This window comes from Halosimplex rubrum (assembly GCF_013415885.1).
GTDB lineage: Archaea > Halobacteriota > Halobacteria > Halobacteriales > Haloarculaceae > Halosimplex > Halosimplex rubrum.
The window spans coordinates 3245887-3264688 of sequence record NZ_CP058910.1 but is presented as its reverse complement, the minus strand read 5'-3'; the positions used below and the strand labels follow the sequence as shown (position 1 = coordinate 3264688).

The window sequence follows — 18802 nt, the reverse complement described above, 5'->3', positions numbered from 1 at the left end:
CCGAGCGCGGTGGGCTCCGGGGAAGACCGCGGCGACGACCAGCGGTAAAGAACGGTAGACAAACCCTTTATCCCTGCCGCGGGAATCCGTTCACATGAACCGAACGCTCACGCTCGCGGGGGTATCGATCTGAGATGCGCAGCGCGAAGATAGTGTGTACGCTGGGGCCGGCCAGCGAGTCCGAGGAGACGATCGAGGCGCTCGCCGAGACCGGCATGTCGGTCGCGCGGATGAACGCGAGCCACGGCACGCCCGAACACAGGCGGGAACTCGTCGACCGTATCCGAACGGTCGACCGCCGGACCGACCGTCCGGTCGCGGCGATGCTCGATCTGCCGGGCCCGGAGGTCCGGACGGCGCCGATCCGCGAGGAGATCACGCTCGAAGGCGGGTCGACGGTCAGGTTCGTCGAGGGCGACGAGGCGACGCCGGAGGAGATCGGCGTCTCCCACGACATCTCCGCCGTCGACCCGGGCGACGTGGTCCTGCTGGACGACGGGCGCATCGAGACGACCGTCGAGTCGGTCGACGACGGGGTCGTGACCGCGACCGTCGAGAACGGCGGCGACCTGGGGGCGCGCAAGGGGGTCAACGTCCCCGGCGTGGAACTCGGGTTGCCGGTCATCACCGACCAGGACCGGGAGGAACTGCGGGTGGCCGCGGAGAAGGATGTCGACTTCGTCGCGGCGAGTTTCGTCCGCGACGGCGACGACGTCTACGAGATCAGCGCCGCGCTGGACGAACTCGGCGCGGACATCCCGATCATCGCGAAGATAGAACGGGAGGTCGCCGTCGAGAACCTGGAGGGGATCATCGACGCGGCCTACGGCGTGATGGTCGCCAGGGGCGACCTCGGCGTGGAGTGCCCGCTGGAGGACGTGCCGATGATCCAAAAGCGGATCATCCGGACGTGCCACGAGGAGGGCGTGCCCGTCATCACCGCGACGGAGATGCTCGACTCGATGGTAACGGCGCGCAGGCCCACCCGCGCGGAGGCGTCGGACGTGGCCAACGCGGTTCTCGACGGCACCGACGCGGTGATGCTCTCGGGCGAGACGGCCATCGGCGACCACCCCGTCCGGGTGGTCGAGACGATGAACCGGATCGTCCGCGACGTGGAGGAGTCCCCGGAGTACGCGGAGAACCGCGAGCAGCGCGTGCCGAACGCCGACGAGACCCAGACCGACGCGCTCGCCCGCTCGGCCCGCTTTCTCGCCCGGGACATCGACGCGGCGGCGATCGTCGCGGCCAGCGAGTCCGGCTACACGGCGCTGAAGGCCGCGAAGTTCCGGCCGTCGATCCCGATCGTCGCCTCGACGCCGAGCGAGGAGGTCCGACGCCGACTCGCGCTATCCTGGGGGATCATCCCGCAGAGTTCGCCCTACACCGCCGACGGCGCCGACGCGGTCATCAACGACGCCGTCCAGTCGGCGCTGGACACCGGCGCGGCCGACAGCGGCGACACCGTGGTCGTCGTCTCGGGGATGATGACCGAGTTGGAGGGCGTGAACACGGCGAACATGCTGAAGGTCCACGTCGCCTCGGAGACCATCGCGTCCGGTCGATCGGTCGTGGAGGGGCTGGTCTCCGGCGAGTTGCACTGGACGGCGGACGGCGACCTCACCGGGGTTCCGGAGGGCGCGATCCTCGCGGTCCCGGAGGACTTCGACGGGGAGTTCGCCGGCGACGTCGAGAAGCTCGGCGGGGTGATCGACCGCCACGGCGGCATGACCAGTTACGCGGCGATCGTCGCCCGGGAGCTCGAAGTGCCGATGATCTCCAACGCGTCGCTGCCCCGCGAGGTCGAATCGGGGACCGTCGTGACGCTGGACGCCGAGCGCGGCATCGTCTACGACGAAGCGATCCAGAGTCGCGCGCGCGAGCGCGCGTCCGAACGGGACCTGTAGCGGGGGAACACTGTAGCGGGAGCTTCGGTCCGCCGACCAAGAAGGTACTCGCTGGCGGGTGAATATGTGCAGTTAAGTAGCGGAGGGTACACCGATCGAGTACCATGGCCACCTACGCAGGGGTCGACCTCGGCGCGACGAACATCCGCGCCGTCGTGGGGGACGAGACGGGGCGGGTCGTCGCGTCGCGACGCACGGGGACGCCGCAGGGACCGAACGGCATCGCGGTCACGGAGGCGGTCCTCGACGCGCTCCGCGGCGCCGCCGACGAGGCGGCCGTCGACCCGACGCGTATCGCCGCGGTCGGCATCGGCTCTATCGGCCCGCTCGACCTCGCGGAGGGGGCGATCGACAACCCCGCGAACCTCCCCGACACGATCGACCGGATCCCGCTCACCGGCCCCGTCGGCGAACTCGTCGACAGCGACGACATCTACCTGCACAACGACACCACCGCCGGCGTCATCGGCGAGCGCTTCTACTCCGACCGCAACCCCGACGACATGATCTATCTCACGATCTCCAGCGGCATCGGCGCCGGCGTCTGCGTCGACGGCAGCGTCATCGGCGGCTGGGACGGCAACGCCGGCGAGGTCGGGCACATGACGGTCGACCCCAACGGCTTCATGACCTGCGGCTGCGGCGTCGACGGTCACTGGGAGGCCTACTGCTCGGGCAACAACATCTTCCGCTACGCCCAGCGGCTCCACGACGAGGACCCCGTCGACACGTCGATGCCGATGGAGAGCGCCGACTTCTCTTCCGCGGACGTGTTCGCTCACGCCGCGGAGGGCGACGAGTTCGCCGAGTACGTCCTCGACCAGGTGACCCAGTGGAACGTCATCGCCGTCGCGAACATGACCGACGCCTACGCGCCGCTGGTCATCTACGTCGGCGGCGCCGTCACGCTCAACAACCCCGACCGCGTCCTCGACCCGCTCCGCGAGCGACTCGACGACGTGGTCTTCGGCAACGTCCCGGACGTGCAACTCACCACGCTCGGCGACGACGTGGTCGTCAAGGGCGCCCTCGCCAGCGCGATGACCGGCGGCACCGGCGACCGCTCGCGCGTTCGCTCGAACTGATCTCCGTCGGGCGAGCGCGTCAGCGACCGCTCGACGTAGTCGTGTCCTGCGGAACTCTCGGTTCAGTTCGTGTCGCCTGCCGAGTGGTTCTCTCGGCCGGTGTCGGCGACGAGAAACGGGACCGTAGAGCTGCCAGCGCTCGGAGATATCACTAGCTCGGTTGTATCTCGACCAGAGAGACATCTGGGACCGTGTTCTCGTCTCCAACGGAATAGGTGTGTGTCCCCTCCACGGTCCCCCAGATGTCGATGTAGTCGCTGTCGACACGGTCTCCGAACCAGTCGCAATGCAGTGAGTCGGTACCGGGAGTGCCGTAGTCGGGATGGTCTACGGTAAGTATGTACGACCCGTTGTTCTCCTCTCTCATCGATTGAACGTGAACGTTCGGATAGTGGACCGATCTCCCCTCCCATTCGTCGATACGCCGCATCAATTCGTCCCAGGTCGGGGATTCCGCTTCGGTTTTCACGCGCTTGATCTCCGCTTGGTCTTCGTCCTCTCCCCCGATTCCTATCGCTCCACACCCAGAGAGGGCGCCGACCCCGACCGCAGTGGCCGATGTCACGAATTCACGCCGTTCCATACTTCGGACTCAGAACGGCGAATAAAAAGTAGTTCATATACGTGCGGCCCGTCGGCCGGGGGGCGCACACAGTCATCGCCCCTGACACTCGTACCTGGGTCTGTACCGGGCGTAATTCGATAGCCGAGGAGCGTCCGAGCGGTTGCGTAGCGCTCCTCGTTCGAGCCGGTCACTCCCGCAGGTCGTACAGCCGGCGGAACGCCGTCGGCGGGAAGCGGAGTTCGACGCGGCTCGGCGGCCGGCCCTGTTCGTTGGTGACCTCCGACTGGACGCGCTCGACGACGCCGACCTCGGCCATCTCGTAGAGGTAGCGCTTGACGGTCCCCGGCGAGAGGTCGACCGAAGGGGTGGCGCCGATGGCCTCGGTCGTCGCGGTGACGGAGGCCCGGTCCTCGGGATCCAGATCGACCAGTTCCCGGAGGACGAGCTGTTTGTTCGCCGGGAGCGCGAGCACGCGGCCGAGCGAGACGGACCCGCGGGGGACCTCCTCGACCGCGGCGGTCACGTCCGCCTCGGTGAGCCGGGCCCGCTCGTCTTCGGTGGCGCGAACGGCGGCGACGAACAGCGCGGCCATCGCGTCGTGAGCGTTGCCGTCGGCCCACTCGGCGATCCGGCGGGCGAGTTCGTGGTCGAGGCCCTGGCGGGCCAGCCCGAGCGAGGCGCGGGTCATCAGCAGGTCGACGAGCGTCTCCCGGCGGTAGCGGTCGACGGCGATCTCGGTCGCGGTGTACTCGGTCAGCGGCACGTCCTCGGGGTCGCGACGGCCGACGGCGAGCCAACTCACGTTGCTCGGGAGGCCGGCGAACAGTTCCACCAGCTCCTCGTCGCCGGTTCCCTCGGGCTCGCCGACGTGGTCGACGACGACGACGACGCCGGTGCGCGACCCGCCGAGCAGGTCGTGGAGCCGCTCGCGTAGCTCTGCGGTCGAGATGCCGTGGTCGGGGACCGACTCCTCGACAAGCGCGTCGAGGACCGCGTGGTAGAAGGCGAACTCGCTGGTGGTCTCGCGCAGGTCGAGGTAGGCGAACGCGGGGGAGGTCGGCGTCGCCGCGCGCGTGCTCGTGTGGATGATAGAGCGGGTCTCGGTCGACAGTCGGTCGAGGTGGGAGAACAGGGCGGTCACGACGGCCGACTTCCCGGCGCCGGCCGGGCCGGAGACGTAGGCGTTGCCCGGAAGTTGCCCGTCGAAGACGGGGTCGAGGTGGTCGAGCAGGCGTTCGAGCGTCGGCCCGCGGTCCGAGGGCTCGTCGACGTGGGCGACCGGCGAGAGCGACTCGTAGTCCTCGACGAGGCGGCGGCCGTCGGTCCGGCGCTGTCGTCGTTTGATGCGCGCGTCGATGTCCATGTGAGCTCCGGGCGGGTCGGTTGTGAATCAGTTCCGTCTCGCTATATAAATGAATCGTGATGGGTCGGACCGGCGCGGCGCCGCGCCGGGCGCCGCCGTGTCGCGCGGCGGGTTCAGAGGTACCCCGCGTTCGGTAACACGCCGAGGATCGCGAGGACCCCGACGGCGAGCATCGCGAGGGCGATCGCCATCGCGGGCGGGTCGACGTGGGTGCCCGAGTGCGCGTAGAAGATCCGCTGGGTGACCTCGCCCAGGAGGCCGCTGACGGCGCCGAAGACGCCGGCCGCGAGCAAGGCGACGACGCCGCCGGCGACGGGGGCGACGACGACCGCGCCGACGGCGCCGACGAGCGTGATGTGGTGGGTCACCGGGATCTTCTCGACGCCGAGGTTCAGGAACAGCAGGCTCATCGCCGAGATGGCGTAGCCCATGAAGATGCTGCCCGTCTGGATCCAGATGTAGCCGCCGAGGATGCCGCCGACGAGACCGATGGCGGTGACGCCCGACCACTTGTACTGGTGGGGCAGCCACGGCTCGGTGGCCAGCCGACCGGCGTGTTCCTCGGGGACCTCGCCGCCGTCGGACCGGGGGTCCGGCGAGGGGTCGCTCCCCTGGCTCGCGACCCCGCCGTCGGTGGCGACGCGGGGTTCCTCGCGCTCGAAGGGGGACATGTCGAGCAGGCTCCCGCCGGCCGAGCGGCCGACGATCGGGTAGCCGAAGACGATACGGGCGAGGAAGGCGCTGGCGACGACGGTCAGCGCGATGGTGTCGGTCACGGGCGTGTTCCCGACGGCCAGCAGCGCCGCCGCGAACTGGTTGATGACCGCGCCGACGAGCCCGAAGACGGCGCCGACCGCGAGGATGTCCGGCTTGGTCCCGAACGCATAGAGGATGTTCTTCCCGAAGTGGTAGTCCCACCCCTCCGGCTCCATCTCGGGGTACTTCTTGCCCGCGTAGGCGGAGGCGGCGACGCCGCCCGCGAAGGCGATGTGCGGGCCGGTGACGGCACCGAAGCCGATGACGCCGGTCACGCCGGTCGCGAGTTCGCCCGGTCCGACCGCCGGGACCGCACCGCCGATCGACCGTTCGAGGATCGCGAGCCCCTCGCCGAGGAAGACGACGAAGCCGGTGAAGATGAACGCCGGCAGCGCGCCGAGCGCCGCGCCGAAGGCGCCGCCGGCGAGCGCGGTGATGAGGAGGAGCGCGAACTGCTCCCACTCCATGCCGACGAGCGGTACCTGGAGGAGCGTGTCGAACATCGCTCACTCCTCCCGGGCCCAGTCGAGCGAGCGCTCGACGGCGTCGTCCCAGCGCCCGTACATCCGGTCGGCCTCCTCGCCAGACATCTCCGGCGAGAACTCGCGGTCGACCTGCCAGTTGTCGCGCAGTTCGTCGACGGAGTCCCAGTAGCCGACCGCGAGACCGGCGGCGTAGGCCGACCCGAGCGCGGTCGTCTCGTCGACCTCCGGGCGGACGATCTCCGTCTGGATGATGTCCGACTGGAGCTGACAGAGGAAGTTGTTCTTGACCGCGCCGCCGTCGACGCGGAGGCTCGTCGTCTCGACGCCCGAATCGGCCTCCATGGCCTCGGCGATGTCGCGGGTCTGGTAGGCGATCGATTCCAGCGTCGCCCGGACGATGTGCTCCTTGCGGGTGCCGCGGGTCATCCCGACGATGGTGCCGCGGGCGCGGCCGTCCCAGTGGGGCGCGCCGAGACCGGTGAACGCGGGGACCATGTACACGCCGTCGGTCGACTCCACGGACCGGGCCAGCTCGGCCGTCTGGGCGGCGTTGTTGATCAGGTCGACGTCTTCGAGCCACTCGATGGCGGCGCCGGTGATGAAGATCGACCCCTCCAGAGCGTACTGGACGGGTTCGCCCGAGAGCTGGAAGCCGATCGTCGTCAGCAGGCCGTGTTCGGAGGCGACGGCCTCGTCGCCGGTGTTCATGAGGTAAAAGGAACCGGTGCCGTAGGTGTTCTTGGCGTCGCCGGCGTCGAAGCAGGTCTGGCCGAACAGCGCGGCCTGCTGGTCGCCCAGGGCTCCGGCGACGGGAACTTCCGCGCCGAGGAAGCCGTCGGGGTCGGTCGAGCCGTAGGTGGCCTCGTCGGAGGACGGTCGGACCTCGGGGAGCATCGACTCGGGGACGCCGAACTCCTCTAGGAGTTCCGGGTCCCAGCTGAGCCCCTCGATGTCGTAGAGCATCGTCCGGGAGGCGTTGGTCACGTCGGTGATGTGCTCGCCGGTGAGGTTGTAGATGAGCCACGTGTCGATGGTGCCCATCCGGAGCTCGCCGGCCTCGGCGCGGTCGCGGACGCTCTCGCCGCGAGAGCTCTGGAGCTTCAGGGGCTCGGCGTTGTCGAGGATCCACTCGGTCTTCGTGGCGGCGAAGTAGGCGTCGGCTTCCAGCCCCGTCTTCTCGCGGATCCACTCGACCTTGTCCTCCGCCTCGAGCTGTTCGACGCGGTCGGTGGTGCGGCGGTCCTGCCAGACGATGGCGTTGTGGACCGGCTTCCCCGTCTCGGCGTCCCAGACGACCGTCGTCTCCCGCTGGTTGGTGATCCCCAGCGCCTCCAGCTGGGTCGCGTCCAGGCCGCCGTCGCGGAGCCCTCGCGTCACGACCTCCTGGGTGTTCTCCCAGATCTCGATGGGGTCGTGTTCGACCCACCCCGGCTGGGGGTAGATCTGCTCGTGTTGTTCGTATGCGTTCGCGACGACCTGCCCCTCGTGGTCGAACACCATGAAGCGAGTGCCGGTCGTCCCCTGGTCGATCGCGCCGATGTATGTGTCTGCCATTGTCTGTCACCGTGTGTGGCGGAATATTTACTCCGAGTGCCGCCCTATCGATAAACAACATACGGAATCGTTATAAATGTTACTGATGGTTGGGGTACGTCGGGTAAAGTAGGTGTCCGGTACCGCCCGTCGGGACGCTCGCGGACGGTGCGGAAAGCTCGTCGACGTGATCCGGTACCGGACCTACGGCAGTTCACGACCGTTTACCGGTGGTTGGGCCGGCTCGTCTCACGGAGTACGGTGTCCGTTCCATCGAGTAATCGCCACCGGATCGCCGGGTTACCGTTCCGTTCGCGGGGTAGAACCATTTTATTTATCGAGAGGCGGAGTTCGCCGGTGAAGTAAAGTGGATGGGCGCCGAACCTGCGAACAGATGGCATCCACACCCCACATCGCGGTGCTCGGGGGCGGTTCGACGGGGAGCGGCGTCGCGCGCGACCTGGCGATGCGCGGGTTCGACGTGACGCTCGTCGAGCAGGGCAACCTCACGCACGGGACGACCGGGCGGATGCACGGGTTGCTCCACAGCGGCGGCCGCTACGCGGTCTCCGACCAGTCCAGCGCCCGCGAGTGTATCGAGGAGAACCGCGTCCTCCGGGACATCGCCGCCCACTGCGTCGAGGAGACCGGCGGTCTCTTCGTCAAGCGCCCCGAGGACTCCGAGGAGTACTTTCAGGAGAAGCTCGAGGGCTGCGAGGCCTGCGGGATCCCCGCCGAGGTGCTCTCGGGCGCGGAGGCCCGCGCGATGGAACCCCACCTCGCCGAGGACATCGAGAAGGCGATCCACGTCCCGGACGGCGCGGTCGACCCCTTCCGGCTCGTCGTCGCCAACGCCGCCAGCGCCGTCGAACACGGCGCACGCGTCGAGACCCACTCCGAGGTCACCGACCTGCTCGTCGAGGGCGGCCAGGTCGTCGGCGTCGAGGTCGAACACGCCTCGGGACCGGGCCTGCGCGTCCACGGCACCGAAGGCGGCCGCGAGGCGATCCGCGCCGACCACGTCGTCAACGCCACCGGCGCGTGGGCCGGCCAGATCGGCGACATGGCCGGCGTCGACATCGAGGTCCGCCCCTCCAAGGGCGTGATGACGATCATGAACGTCCGGCAGGTCGACACCGTGATCAACCGCTGTCGACCCAAGGGCGACGCCGACATCGTCGTCCCCCACGAGACGACGGCGATCCTCGGGACGACCGACGAGGAGGTCGACGACCCCGAGGACTACCCCGAGGAGCGGTGGGAGGTCGACATGATGATCGAGACGCTCTCGGAGCTGATCCCCATGCTCGAAGGCGCCCGGACGATCCGCTCCTTTTGGGGCGTCCGCCCGCTGTACGAGCCGCCGGACGTGGGCAGCACCGACCCCACCGACATCACGCGCGATTTCTTCCTGCTCGACCACGACGACCGCGACGACCTGCCGGGCATGACCAGCATCGTCGGCGGGAAGTTCACCACCTACCGGATGATGGCCGAGAAGATCGTCGACCACGTCTGCGACCGCTTCGGCGTCGACGCCGCCTGCCGGACCGCCGACGTGTCGCTCCCGGGCAGCGAGGACTTCAGCGTCCTCCGGGACTACATGGACGAGTTCGGCCTACAGTCGCCGATCGGCCGCCGCAGCGTCGAACGCCTGGGATCGCGGGCCGACGAGGTGCTCGACACCGACGGGCCGAACCCGGTCGTCTGCAACTGCGAGGCCGTCACGCGCGCGGAGGTTCAGGACGCGATCGAGGGCTCGGGTTCGGACCTCAACGCCGTCCGCATCCGGACGCGCGCCACGATGGGCAACTGCCAGGGCGGGTTCTGTGCCCACCGGCTCGCCGGCGAGCTGGAGGACAGCTACGACGAGCCCACCGTCCGCGAGGCCTGGGACGAACTCCTCCAGGAGCGCTGGAAGGGCCAACGGCACGCGCTGTGGGGCCAGCAGCTCTCCCAGGCGATGCTCAACTACGCGCTGCACGCGACCACCCAGAACCGCGACCGCGACCCCGCCGACGCCGCCGAGTCCGTCGACTTCGCGGCCTTCGACGACGGCCCGACGGAGGCGACGGACCGGGAGGGAATCGACGGACCCGGGGACACCGGCGTCGCGACCGACGGAGGCCGCGATGGCGATTGAGTCGGCGGTCGTCGTGGTCGGTGGCGGCCTGGCGGGCGGGTTCGCCGCGCTCGGGGCCGCCCGCGAGGGCGCGGACGTGCGACTGCTCTCGTACAAACAGAGCACCCTCGCCCAGGCCTCGGGGCTCGTCGACGTGCTCGGGTACGCCCCCGATGGAACCGCCGCCGACACCGCCGCGACCGACGGTGGCCCGCTCGTCGACCCCTACGAGGCGATCCCGGGTCTCCCCGACGAACACCCCTACCGGACCGTCGGCGTCGACGGCGTCCGCGAGGCGATGGGGGTCTTCGACGAGGTGGCCGACCGCTACCGCGGCGGCCACACCGACCGCAACGCGCTCGTCCCGACCCACGGCGGGACGGTCAAACCGACCGCCCGGTATCCCGCGAGCGCCGCGGCGGGCGTCGCCAGCGACGACCGCGACGCCCTGCTCGTGGGGTTCGAGACGCTGGTCGACTTCGACGCCCCCCACGCGGCCGCGCATCTGGAGAACGCCGACGTCCCCTTCGAGGTCGACGGCGCGACCATCGCCTTCCCCGGCGATCCGAACGCCGACGCGAAGGTGACGCGCTACGCGAAGTTGCTGGACGAGGACAGTCCGGTCGAGACCGCCACCGGAACCACCCGCGGCGCCCGCGACGCGCTCGCGAACGCGGTCGAACCGCATCTCGACGGCGCAGAGCGCGTCGGCTTCCCCGCGGTGCTGGGTGACGACGACCCCGCCGCTGTCCGCGAGTCGCTGGCGGCCGCGCTGGGCGTCCCCGTCTTCGAGGTGCCGATGGGTCCCCCCTCGCTGCCCGGGCTCAGACTGGAGGACGACCTCTACGCGGCGCTGGACGCCGCGGGAGTCAGCATGGAGACGGGTAACCCCGTCGTCGACTACGAGTCGGACGGCGGGGGCGACGGCCCGAGACGCATCGAGTCGGTCTCGATCGACCGCAACGGCGCGAGGATCCCCTTCTCGGCCGACCAGTTCGTCCTCGCGACGGGCGGGCTGGTCGGGAAGGGGATCGGCTCGGACCGGGAGCGCGTCGAGGAACCGATCTTCGACTGCCACGTCCCGCACGCGACCGACCGCTACGAGTGGTTCGACACCGGCGCCTTCGGCGACCACGAGTTCGCCCGGTTCGGCCTCCCGACCGACGGCGACCTGCGGCCGCTCGACGCCGAGGGCGACCCCGAGTTCGAGAACCTCAGAGCGGCGGGGTCGGTGTTGGGCGGCTACGACTTCGCGGCCGAGAAATCGGGCAGCGGTGTCTCGATCGCGACGGGCCACGCGGCCGGCGCGGCCGCCGCGGAGGCGGTGCGATGAGCGACGAGCGGGCGGCGGACGGCGCGGACGACGAGACGGAGCCGGGACGGCCGCGCGTCCCGGACGGCGGCACGACGAGCGACGCGGCCGGCGACACGACCGATCCCATGAGCGATACCGACCACACCAGCGAGTTCGAACCGGCGGCACCGAATCCCGACGAGAACCACGAGCCGACTCAGGTCTTCGGCGAGGCAGAGGCGTTCGACCTGCGCTCGGGCGCCGACTCCTGTTACAAGTGCTCGTCCTGCGACACCAGCTGTCCGGTCGCGGAGGTCGACGACGACTTCCCCGGGCCGAAGTTCCAGGGGCCCGAGCAGTGGCGGCTCACCCAGACCGACGAGGACTACGAGGTCGACGAGTCGGTCACCTCCTGCTCGAACTGCATGCGCTGCGACGACGCCTGTCCCTCCGGCGTCCCGCTCAGCCAGATGCACAACACGACTCGGGGCCGCTACGTCGACGAACAGATGAGCAAGCTCTCCGTCGAGTACTGGCGCAACCGCATCCTCGCCAACTACCGGACCTCGGCGTTCTTCGCCAGCAAGGTCCCCAGACTCGCGACCGCCGCGATGAACTTCGGACCGGCCCGCTGGGTCATGGAGAAGACCCTCGGCGTCACGAGCGAACGGGACTTCCCGGAGTTCGCCACCGAGACGTTCACCGACTGGTGGCAGGCCCGGGGCGGCGCGCAGGTCCAGTCGACGGACAAGCGCGTCGCGTACTTCCACGGCTGTTACGCCGAGTACAACACCCCCGAGGTGGCCAAGGCGCTCGTCCGCCTGTTCGAGCACTTCGGCTACCAGGTCGCCGTCCCCGAGCAGGGCTGTTCGGGCACGCCGATGTTCGCCAACGGCATGCTCGACGACGCCCGCCGCGATGCCGAGACCAACGTCGCGTCGCTGTCGGCGCTGGTCGAGGAGGGGTACGACGCCGTCTGTTCCTGCACCTCCTGCTCGATGAGCCTCCGCCAGGAGTACCCCGAACTGTTCGACTTTGAGGGCACCGCCGACGTGGCCGCCCACACCTACGAGGCCGTCGAGTACCTCCGCATCCACGAGGACCTGTCGGGCGCCGTCGCCGAGGCCGACGTGGCCGGCGAGCTGGCCGAGGAGTTCGCCTACCACGCGCCGTGTCACGCCCGCAATCAGGGTCTGGACCGTCAGGCCGTCGAACTCTTTCGGGAGCTGGACGGCGTCGACGTCGAGGACGTGGGCGACTCCTGTTCGGGTATCTCGGGCACCTACGGCTGGAAGGAGGAGAAGTACGACTACTCCATGGAGATCGGCGAGGAGATGTTCGACCACATGGAGGGCGCCGAGGGCGAGACCGGGATGACCGAGTGTCCCACCTGCGCCATGCAGATGGAACACGGCACCGGCTACGAGATACGGCACCCGCTGGAAGTGCTCGAAGCGGCGCTGGTGGAGTGAGTCGAGGTACTTTCTTGCCCGCCGGGGTCCCAGTCGGGGCCGTGCCCGAACGCGCCGCCGACCGGTCGGTCCCCCTCTACGCCAGCACCGCCGGAACGAACCTGCTGATCGCCCTGCTCACCGTCACCGTCGCGGCCGGGTTCGCCGGCGCCGAGCCGGTCGTCCACGCGGTCCTCTACGGTCTGCCGGCGCTGGCCGCGGTCGCCTGGGTGACGCACCTCGGCGAACGCGGCGACTGACTGCCAGGGCGACGCTCACCCGCTCCTGACGAACGTCACCGGACAGGGCGCCTCGAGCAGCACGGTCTGAGCGGTCGAGCCGAAGACGGCTTTCCCCGAGGGGCGGCGCTTCCGGCCGCCGACGAAGACGAGGTCCGCGTCGGTCGTCTCGGCGAGGCCGGTGATCTCCTCGCCGGTCTCGCCGACGCTCCCACGGACGGTCACGTCCAGTCCGGCCTCGCCGAGACGGTCGCGGAACGCCTGAACGGTGGTCTGCCGGGCGGCCACGGCGTCGGGAACGGCGTCGTCGCCGAATCCCAGGCGGTCGCCCGCCTCGGCGAAGCGCTCGCGCGAGAAGACGTGGGCCAGGATCACCGACGCGCCGGCCGGGCCGGCCACGTTGCTCACGGCGGTCACGACGGGTTCGGTGCGCGCCTCGTCACCCGGGCCGACGGCGACGAGAACTGTGTCGAGTGCCATACGGGATCGGACTGGGGGGTCCGGCAAGCACCTTTCGTCGGTTCATCGCCGGCGACCCCGCCGAACGGGGAGTAAGGCGACCCTATCCGGTGTTCTTCATCCCGGCGGCGACGCCCTGGACCGTCAGCCGCAGCGTGCGCTCCTCGGCCTCGGTGAGGTGGGACTGGTCGAGCAGGCGCACCTGCAGGAGGTTGAGCGGGTCGACGTAGGGGTTGCGCCGGGCGAGGTTCTCCGCGAGCCACTCGCGGCGCAGCAGGCTGTCGCGGTCGGTGATCGTCTTCACCAGTTCGACGGCGCCCTCGTACTCCTCGCGGATGCGCGGGAAGAAGGTCTCGCGGAGGTCGTCGGGCGCGAGGTCGGCGTAGCGCTCGGCGATCTCCATCTCCGAGCGGGCCAGCGCCAGCGCAGCGTTGTCCAGCGTCGTCTGGAAGAACAGCCACTCGTCGTACATCTCCCGCAGCGTCTCGACGTCGCCACCGTCGTCGAGATACGCCTGAAGGCCGGTCGCCAGCGAGTACCAGCCGGGGAGGATACAGCGGGCCTGCGTCCACGAGAACACCCAGGGGATCGCGCGCAGGTCGTCGACGCTCCGGTCCTCGGAGCGCGACGCGGGACGGGACCCGAGGTTCAGGTTCTCGATGACGGTGATCGGCGTGGCGGTCTCGAAGAAGTCGACGAACCCCTCGGATTCGAGCAGGTCGACGTACTCCTCGCGGGCGGCCTCGGCGGCCGTCTCCATCGCATCGGCCCACTCGTCGGGCACCTCCTCGACGGGCTCTTCCATCGCGTTGTGCCGGGCGCGGATCTGCGCGTCGAGCATCTGTTCGAGGTTGCGCTCGGCGATCCGCCGGTTGGCGTACTTCTCGGAGATGGTCTCGCCCTGCTCGGTGAACTTGATCTGCCCCGAGACCGTCTCGTTGGGCAGCGCGAGCATCGCGTCGTTCATCGGCCCGCCGCCCCGCGAGATGGAGCCGCCGCGGCCGTGGAACAGCCGCATCTCCACGTCGTAGTCGTCGGTGATGGCGGCCAGGCGGCGCTGGTTGCGGAAGAGGCTCCAGTTCGCCGCCAGGAACCCGTTCTCCTTGTTGGAGTCGGAGTAGCCGAGCATGATCTCCTGGACGCCGTTGCGGGCGTCCAGCGCCTGCTGGTAGGCCTCGTTCTCGAACAGCGTGCCCATGATGCGGCGCGCGCCGTCCAGCGCGTACTTCGATTCGAGCAGCGGGACCACGTCCAGCCCGCAGTAGCCCGGCAGGTCGACGATGCCGGCCTGGTCGGCGAGGAACAGGACTTCGAGGACGTGACTGGGTTCCTCGCACCAGCTGATGGCGTAGGTGTCGATGGCGTCGACGCCGTAGTCGTCCTGCCACTCGGCGGTCTTCTCGAACCGCCGGAGCACGCGGGCGGCCTCGTCGGAGAGGTCCTCGCGGTCGGCGAGGTCGATCACGGTCGGGTCCTGCAGGACGGCCTCCGTGAGGAACTCGACGCGCTCGTCCTCGTCCATGGACTCGTAGTCGACGCCCTCGCGGTCGACGGCCTCGGCGATGGCGTTCGTGTGTTTCGCGCGGTGGTCGCGCAGGTCGAGGCTCGCCAGCGAGAACCCGAAGGTGTCGACGGTGCGATAGAGGGGGTCGACGTGGGACTCGGCGATCACGTCCGCGCCGTTGGCGCGCAGGCTCTCGGCGATGGCCTCGATGTCGTCGAGGAACGCGCGCTCGTCGGCGTAGCCGCCAGGGCGGACGTCGTCGACCCGGAGGACGCTCTCGCGCATCAGCTTGAGCTTCTGCCGGTAGGGCTCGTCCGGGTAGCGTTCGCGGGCCGCTTGGGCCACCGCGGGGAGGCGGTCGCGGTGGTCGGCCAGTCGCTCGTCGAAGCGCTCGCCGGTGTCGATCCCGCTCGCGTCCTGGCTGAGGACGCCCGAGAGCGTCTTGAGGCGGTCGCGGTACAGCGGCACCGCGGCCGACTGCTGGCGGTCGAGCGTCTCCTCCGTGACCTCGGGCGTGACGAAGGGGTTGCCGTCGCGGTCGCTCCCGGCCCACGAGCGGAACTCGTAGAGCTTCGGCACGTCGACCTCGCCGTCGAACTCGTCGTCGACGGCGCGTTCGAGCGCGTCGTACACCTCGCTGATGACCTCGAAGAGGACGTTCTCCAGATACCACTGGACGTTGAGCGCCTCGTCGGTCACGTCGGGCCGACGCTCGCGGACCTGCGCGGTCTGCCAGAGGCTCGTCACCTCGGCTTCGAGGTCGCGCTCCACGTCGGCCTGCTCGTCGCGGGTCAGCCGCACCTCGTCGAGCCGTTCGAGGTGGTTCGAGACCGACCGGAGCTTCGCCTTGACGGTCTTCCGGCGCGCCTCTGTCGGGTGAGCGGTAAAGGTCGGCTGGATCAGCACGTCGTCGAGCACCCGCTCGACGGTCGCCGCGTCGAGGTCGCGCTCGGCGAGTTCCTCCACGGCCGCGCGCACGCCGTCCTCGAGCGTTCCCTCGTGGCTCCCCTCGCGGATCTCCCGGACGCGCTGGCGCTCCTCGGCGAGGTTGATCAGCTCGAAGTACGTCGTGAACGCCCGCGCGACGACGTCCTGCTCCTCGGGGTCGAGCCCGTCGAGCGCCTCGCCGATCGCCGCCCGGTCCTCGGCGTCGCCGCGCCGGTAGTCGATCGCGGCCGTCCGGATCTGTTCGACTATCTCGAACGCAGAGTCGGACCGCTGGGTCCGGATTATCTCCCCGAGCAGCTCGCCCAGCTCCCGCACGTCCTGGTTGACCTCTCTGGCATGTAATCCCATAACAGTCCGTCTCAGGGCCATTCGTAAAACTCTAGCGGAATTCGAAATTTCTCAGGAACGTGTATGTGGAATCGATCAGTACCCCGCATTCGGGAAGTGACGACCGGGCCCGCGGACGGAACCGGTCTCGATCCTATTCTGTAATGATGAATCGGCCTCCCTGGGCAATTGTGTCCGTGGAGACGGTTCGAAAGTCGATTTCGACGGGGTCGATCGGGCTATCGAGCGTTCGGTCGCTTCGGGTCCGGGTTCACACGTGAACGTCCGGGTTGAAGGGTGGGGCGTTCGATACCTCCGCCATGGCGCACGCGACGAACGACGAGGTCCGGATCGCCTACGACGTGGCGGGGCCCGCCGAGGCCGAGACGGTGACGTTCCTCGAAGGGCTGGCCTACGGGACCTGGATGTGGAACTGGCAGCGCGAGGCGCTTTCGGAGTACCGCACGGTCGTCATGGACAACCGCGGCACCGGCGACTCCGACGCGCCGGAGGGGCCCTACACCGTCGCGGAGATGGCCGCAGACCTCGAAGCCGTCCTCGACGACGCGGGGATCGAGCGGACGCATCTGGTCGGCGCGAGCCTCGGCGGGATGATCGCCCAGCGGTACGCCCTCGACTACGACCGCGCCGAGTCGCTCGCCCTGCTCTGTACGACGCCCGGCGGCGACGACGCCGTTCCCATCCCCGAGGAGACGCAGGCGCGGATGCTCGCCGTCCCCGACGAGTACGGGCCGAGTGAGACGATCCGACACAAGATGGAACCCGCCTTTTCGGACGAGTTCTGGGCGGCGAATCAGGAGGTCGTCGACCGGATCGTCGACTGGCGCCTGGAGACCGACCCGTCGGCGGACGCCTACGAGTGGCAGAGCGCGGCGGCCGTCGGCTTCGACGCCGGCGACGAACTGGACGGGATCGACCTGCCGACGCTCGTCCTCCACGGCACTGACGACCGCGTGCTCCCTCCGGAGAACGCTCGCCTCCTGGCCGAGGGGATCCCCGGCGCGGAACTCGTCGCGGTCGAGGGCGGCTCGCACCTCTTTTTCGTCGAGCGCGACGAGCGGGTCACCGACGAACTCCGGGAGTTCGTCGAGGATGTCTGAGGCGGAGTGGGTCGGCGCCTGGAGCGAGAAGCGCGCGGCGCTCTCGCCCGAGCGGGTCGGGCTCGTCGACGCCGCGACGGGAGTCGAGTACACCTACGCCGACCTCGACCGGCGGGCGAACCGCTGGGCGCGACTGCTGGACGACTACGGCGTCGTCCGCGACGACGGCGACGCGGGAGCGAAGCCCGGAACGGCCGCCGATACCGGGACCGACGCCGGCCCCCGCGTCGCCGTCGTCTCGCGCAACCGTCCGGAGTACGTCGATCTGTTCTTCGCGACGGGCAAGACCGGGGCCGTCCTCGCCCCGCTGTCCCACCGGCTGGCCCCGCCGGAACTCGCCGAACTGCTGGCGACGGTCGACCCGGAGCTCGTCGTCGTCGAGGAACCGTTCGCCGACCTGGTCGGGGGCGCGACCGACCGGGACGCCTGGGACGCCGACGCGCCGATCCTGTCGCTGCCGGTCGACGGGAGCCGCGGGGACGAGGACGGACGTGCGGGCGGATCGACCACCTGGGAACCCTACGACGCGGTGCTCGCCGACGACGGCTCGGCGTTCGACGGCCCCGCCGTCGACGCCGGCGACCCGCACCTCTTTCTCCACACCGGCGGGTCGACGGGGACGCCGAAGGAGACGGTGCTCTCCCACGAGGCGCTCGTCTGGAACTCCCTCAACACGATCACCGCGTGGGGGCTCCGCGACGACGACGTGACGCCGATGGTGTTCCCGATGTTCCACACCGGCGGCTGGAACGTCCTCACGCTCCCGGTCTTCCACATGGGCGGCACGGTCGTCATCGACCGCGAGTTCGACCCCGGCCAGATCCTCGGGATCGTCGAGGAGCGGTCGGCGAGCGTCCTCGTCGCCGTCCCCGCCGTGTTGCGGATGATGACCGAACACGACCGCTGGGGCGGGACGGACCTGTCGTCGCTCCGGTTCGTCAAGTCCGGCGGCGGCCCCTGCCGCGAGTCGGTCATGGAGGCGTGGTGGGACCGCGGCGTCGACCTCTCGCAGGGGTACGGGCTGACCGAGTGCGGCCCCAACAACTTCGCCATGCCCGACGACTGGCCGCGCGAGAAGGCCCACACCGTCGGCGTGGCGGATCCGCACGTCGACGCGCGCGTCGTCGACGACGACGGCCAGACCCTCCCCGCGGGCGAAATCGGCGAACTCGAACTCCGGTCGCCCCACGCGGCCGACGGCTACTGGGGCGCCCCCGAGGAGAGCGCCGAGACGTTCGGCGAGTGGGTCTCGACGGGCGACCTGGCCCGCGTCGACGACGAGGGCTACGTCTCCATCGAGGGACGCAAGAAGAACATGTTCGTCAGCGGCGGCGAGAACGTCTACCCCGCGGCGGTCGAGGACGCGGTCGTCGACCACCCGGCGGTGGCCGACGCCGTCGTGATCCCCGTCCCCGACGAGCAGTGGGGCCAGGTCGGGAGGGCCGTCGTCGAACTCCGGGACGGTGCCGAGAAACCGACGCTCGACGACCTCCGCGCGTTCCTCGACGACCGCCTGGCCCGGTTCAAACACCCCCGCCACCTCGCGTTCGTCGACGAACTCCCCACGAGCGGTCCCGACAAGATCGACCGCGAGGCCGTCGCCGCCGAGTTCGGCGAGTGAGCGGTCGGCCCCCGACCGGGTC

At 69.7% G+C, this 18802-nt stretch carries 14 protein-coding genes; 8 read left to right on the top strand and 6 right to left on the bottom strand.

Features of this window, described 5'->3' with window-relative positions; all coding sequences use genetic code 11:
- Positions 1–134 precede the first annotated feature (134 nt).
- Both pyk and HZS55_RS16445 read left to right on the top strand, forming a co-directional pair.
- Entirely contained in the window at positions 135–1907 is a 1773-nt protein-coding gene (pyk, locus tag HZS55_RS16450) for a pyruvate kinase (RefSeq protein ID WP_179908661.1), read from the top strand.
- A gap of 104 nt (positions 1908–2011) precedes the next feature.
- Positions 2012–2992 (top strand): ROK family protein, encoded by a 981-nt coding sequence (locus tag HZS55_RS16445; protein WP_179908660.1) that lies wholly within the window; start codon positions 2012–2014, stop codon positions 2990–2992.
- A gap of 151 nt (positions 2993–3143) precedes the next feature.
- On the opposite strand, the gene HZS55_RS16440 is transcribed toward HZS55_RS16445, so the two are convergent.
- From HZS55_RS16440 to glpK, 4 genes are all read right to left on the bottom strand, one after another.
- Positions 3144–3575 (bottom strand): hypothetical protein, encoded by a 432-nt coding sequence (locus HZS55_RS16440; protein WP_179908659.1) that lies wholly within the window; start codon positions 3573–3575, stop codon positions 3144–3146.
- A 169-nt stretch (positions 3576–3744) separates the two neighbouring features.
- Entirely contained in the window at positions 3745–4920 is a 1176-nt protein-coding gene (locus HZS55_RS16435) for a Cdc6/Cdc18 family protein (protein WP_179908658.1), read from the bottom strand.
- 113 nt (positions 4921–5033) lie between these two features.
- Positions 5034–6179 (bottom strand): hypothetical protein, encoded by a 1146-nt coding sequence (locus HZS55_RS16430; protein ID WP_179908657.1) that lies wholly within the window; start codon positions 6177–6179, stop codon positions 5034–5036.
- 3 nt (positions 6180–6182) lie between these two features.
- Positions 6183–7715: a glycerol kinase GlpK gene (gene glpK / locus HZS55_RS16425; protein ID WP_179908656.1), complete on the bottom strand. Its 1533-nt coding sequence runs from the start codon at positions 7713–7715 to the stop codon at positions 6183–6185.
- Positions 7716–8088: 373 nt separating this feature from the next.
- Between glpK and glpA the strand changes: the two genes are divergently transcribed.
- From glpA to HZS55_RS16405, 4 genes are all read left to right on the top strand, one after another.
- The gene (glpA, locus tag HZS55_RS16420; RefSeq protein WP_179908655.1) at positions 8089–9837 is read left to right on the top strand and encodes an anaerobic glycerol-3-phosphate dehydrogenase subunit GlpA; all 1749 of its coding nucleotides are present in this window, start codon (positions 8089–8091) and stop codon (positions 9835–9837) included.
- Positions 9827–11149 (top strand): glycerol-3-phosphate dehydrogenase subunit GlpB, encoded by a 1323-nt coding sequence (gene glpB / locus HZS55_RS16415; RefSeq protein WP_179908654.1) that lies wholly within the window; start codon positions 9827–9829, stop codon positions 11147–11149. Before glpA ends, glpB begins: the two co-directional genes overlap by 11 nt.
- 107 nt (positions 11150–11256) lie before the next feature.
- The gene (locus HZS55_RS16410) at positions 11257–12582 is read left to right on the top strand and encodes an anaerobic glycerol-3-phosphate dehydrogenase subunit C (RefSeq protein ID WP_179911903.1); all 1326 of its coding nucleotides are present in this window, start codon (positions 11257–11259) and stop codon (positions 12580–12582) included.
- A gap of 41 nt (positions 12583–12623) precedes the next feature.
- Positions 12624–12821 carry a hypothetical protein gene (locus HZS55_RS16405; RefSeq protein ID WP_179908653.1) on the top strand — a complete coding sequence of 66 codons (198 nt, stop codon included), beginning with the start codon at positions 12624–12626 and terminating at the stop codon, positions 12819–12821.
- Positions 12822–12836: 15 nt separating this feature from the next.
- Here HZS55_RS16405 and HZS55_RS16400 read toward each other — a convergent pair whose 3' ends face one another.
- Entirely contained in the window at positions 12837–13280 is a 444-nt protein-coding gene (locus tag HZS55_RS16400) for a universal stress protein (protein ID WP_179908652.1), read from the bottom strand.
- A gap of 82 nt (positions 13281–13362) precedes the next feature.
- On the bottom strand, positions 13363–16059 hold the full coding sequence (ppc, locus tag HZS55_RS16395) for a phosphoenolpyruvate carboxylase (protein ID WP_179908651.1): 2697 nt from the start codon (positions 16057–16059) through the stop codon (positions 13363–13365).
- 299 nt (positions 16060–16358) lie between these two features.
- Here ppc and HZS55_RS16390 point away from each other — a divergent pair, with 299 nt between their 5' ends.
- A complete protein-coding gene (locus HZS55_RS16390; protein ID WP_179908650.1) occupies positions 16359–17159 on the top strand; it encodes an alpha/beta fold hydrolase in 801 nt (266 codons plus the stop codon).
- Positions 17152–18780 carry an AMP-binding protein gene (locus HZS55_RS16385; protein WP_179908649.1) on the top strand — a complete coding sequence of 543 codons (1629 nt, stop codon included), beginning with the start codon at positions 17152–17154 and terminating at the stop codon, positions 18778–18780. The genes HZS55_RS16390 and HZS55_RS16385 overlap by 8 nt, the downstream gene beginning before the upstream one ends.
- Positions 18781–18802 lie beyond the last annotated feature (22 nt).

What these genes read in the sequence shown, in the direction of transcription:
- pyk (WP_179908661.1), top strand. Translation starts at nt 135, where the DNA reads ATGCGCAGCGCGAAGATAGTGTGTACGCTGGGGCCGGCCAGCGAGTCC.
- HZS55_RS16445 (WP_179908660.1), top strand. Translation starts at nt 2,012, where the DNA reads ATGGCCACCTACGCAGGGGTCGACCTCGGCGCGACGAACATCCGCGCC.
- HZS55_RS16440 (WP_179908659.1), bottom strand. Translation starts at nt 3,575, where the DNA reads ATGGAACGGCGTGAATTCGTGACATCGGCCACTGCGGTCGGGGTCGGC.
- HZS55_RS16435 (WP_179908658.1), bottom strand. Translation starts at nt 4,920, where the DNA reads ATGGACATCGACGCGCGCATCAAACGACGACAGCGCCGGACCGACGGC.
- HZS55_RS16430 (WP_179908657.1), bottom strand. Translation starts at nt 6,179, where the DNA reads ATGTTCGACACGCTCCTCCAGGTACCGCTCGTCGGCATGGAGTGGGAG.
- glpK (WP_179908656.1), bottom strand. Translation starts at nt 7,715, where the DNA reads ATGGCAGACACATACATCGGCGCGATCGACCAGGGGACGACCGGCACT.
- glpA (WP_179908655.1), top strand. Translation starts at nt 8,089, where the DNA reads ATGGCATCCACACCCCACATCGCGGTGCTCGGGGGCGGTTCGACGGGG.
- glpB (WP_179908654.1), top strand. Translation starts at nt 9,827, where the DNA reads ATGGCGATTGAGTCGGCGGTCGTCGTGGTCGGTGGCGGCCTGGCGGGC.
- HZS55_RS16410 (WP_179911903.1), top strand. Translation starts at nt 11,257, where the DNA reads ATGAGCGATACCGACCACACCAGCGAGTTCGAACCGGCGGCACCGAAT.
- HZS55_RS16400 (WP_179908652.1), bottom strand. Translation starts at nt 13,280, where the DNA reads ATGGCACTCGACACAGTTCTCGTCGCCGTCGGCCCGGGTGACGAGGCG.
- ppc (WP_179908651.1), bottom strand. Translation starts at nt 16,059, where the DNA reads ATGGGATTACATGCCAGAGAGGTCAACCAGGACGTGCGGGAGCTGGGC.
- HZS55_RS16390 (WP_179908650.1), top strand. Translation starts at nt 16,359, where the DNA reads ATGGCGCACGCGACGAACGACGAGGTCCGGATCGCCTACGACGTGGCG.
- HZS55_RS16385 (WP_179908649.1), top strand. Translation starts at nt 17,152, where the DNA reads ATGTCTGAGGCGGAGTGGGTCGGCGCCTGGAGCGAGAAGCGCGCGGCG.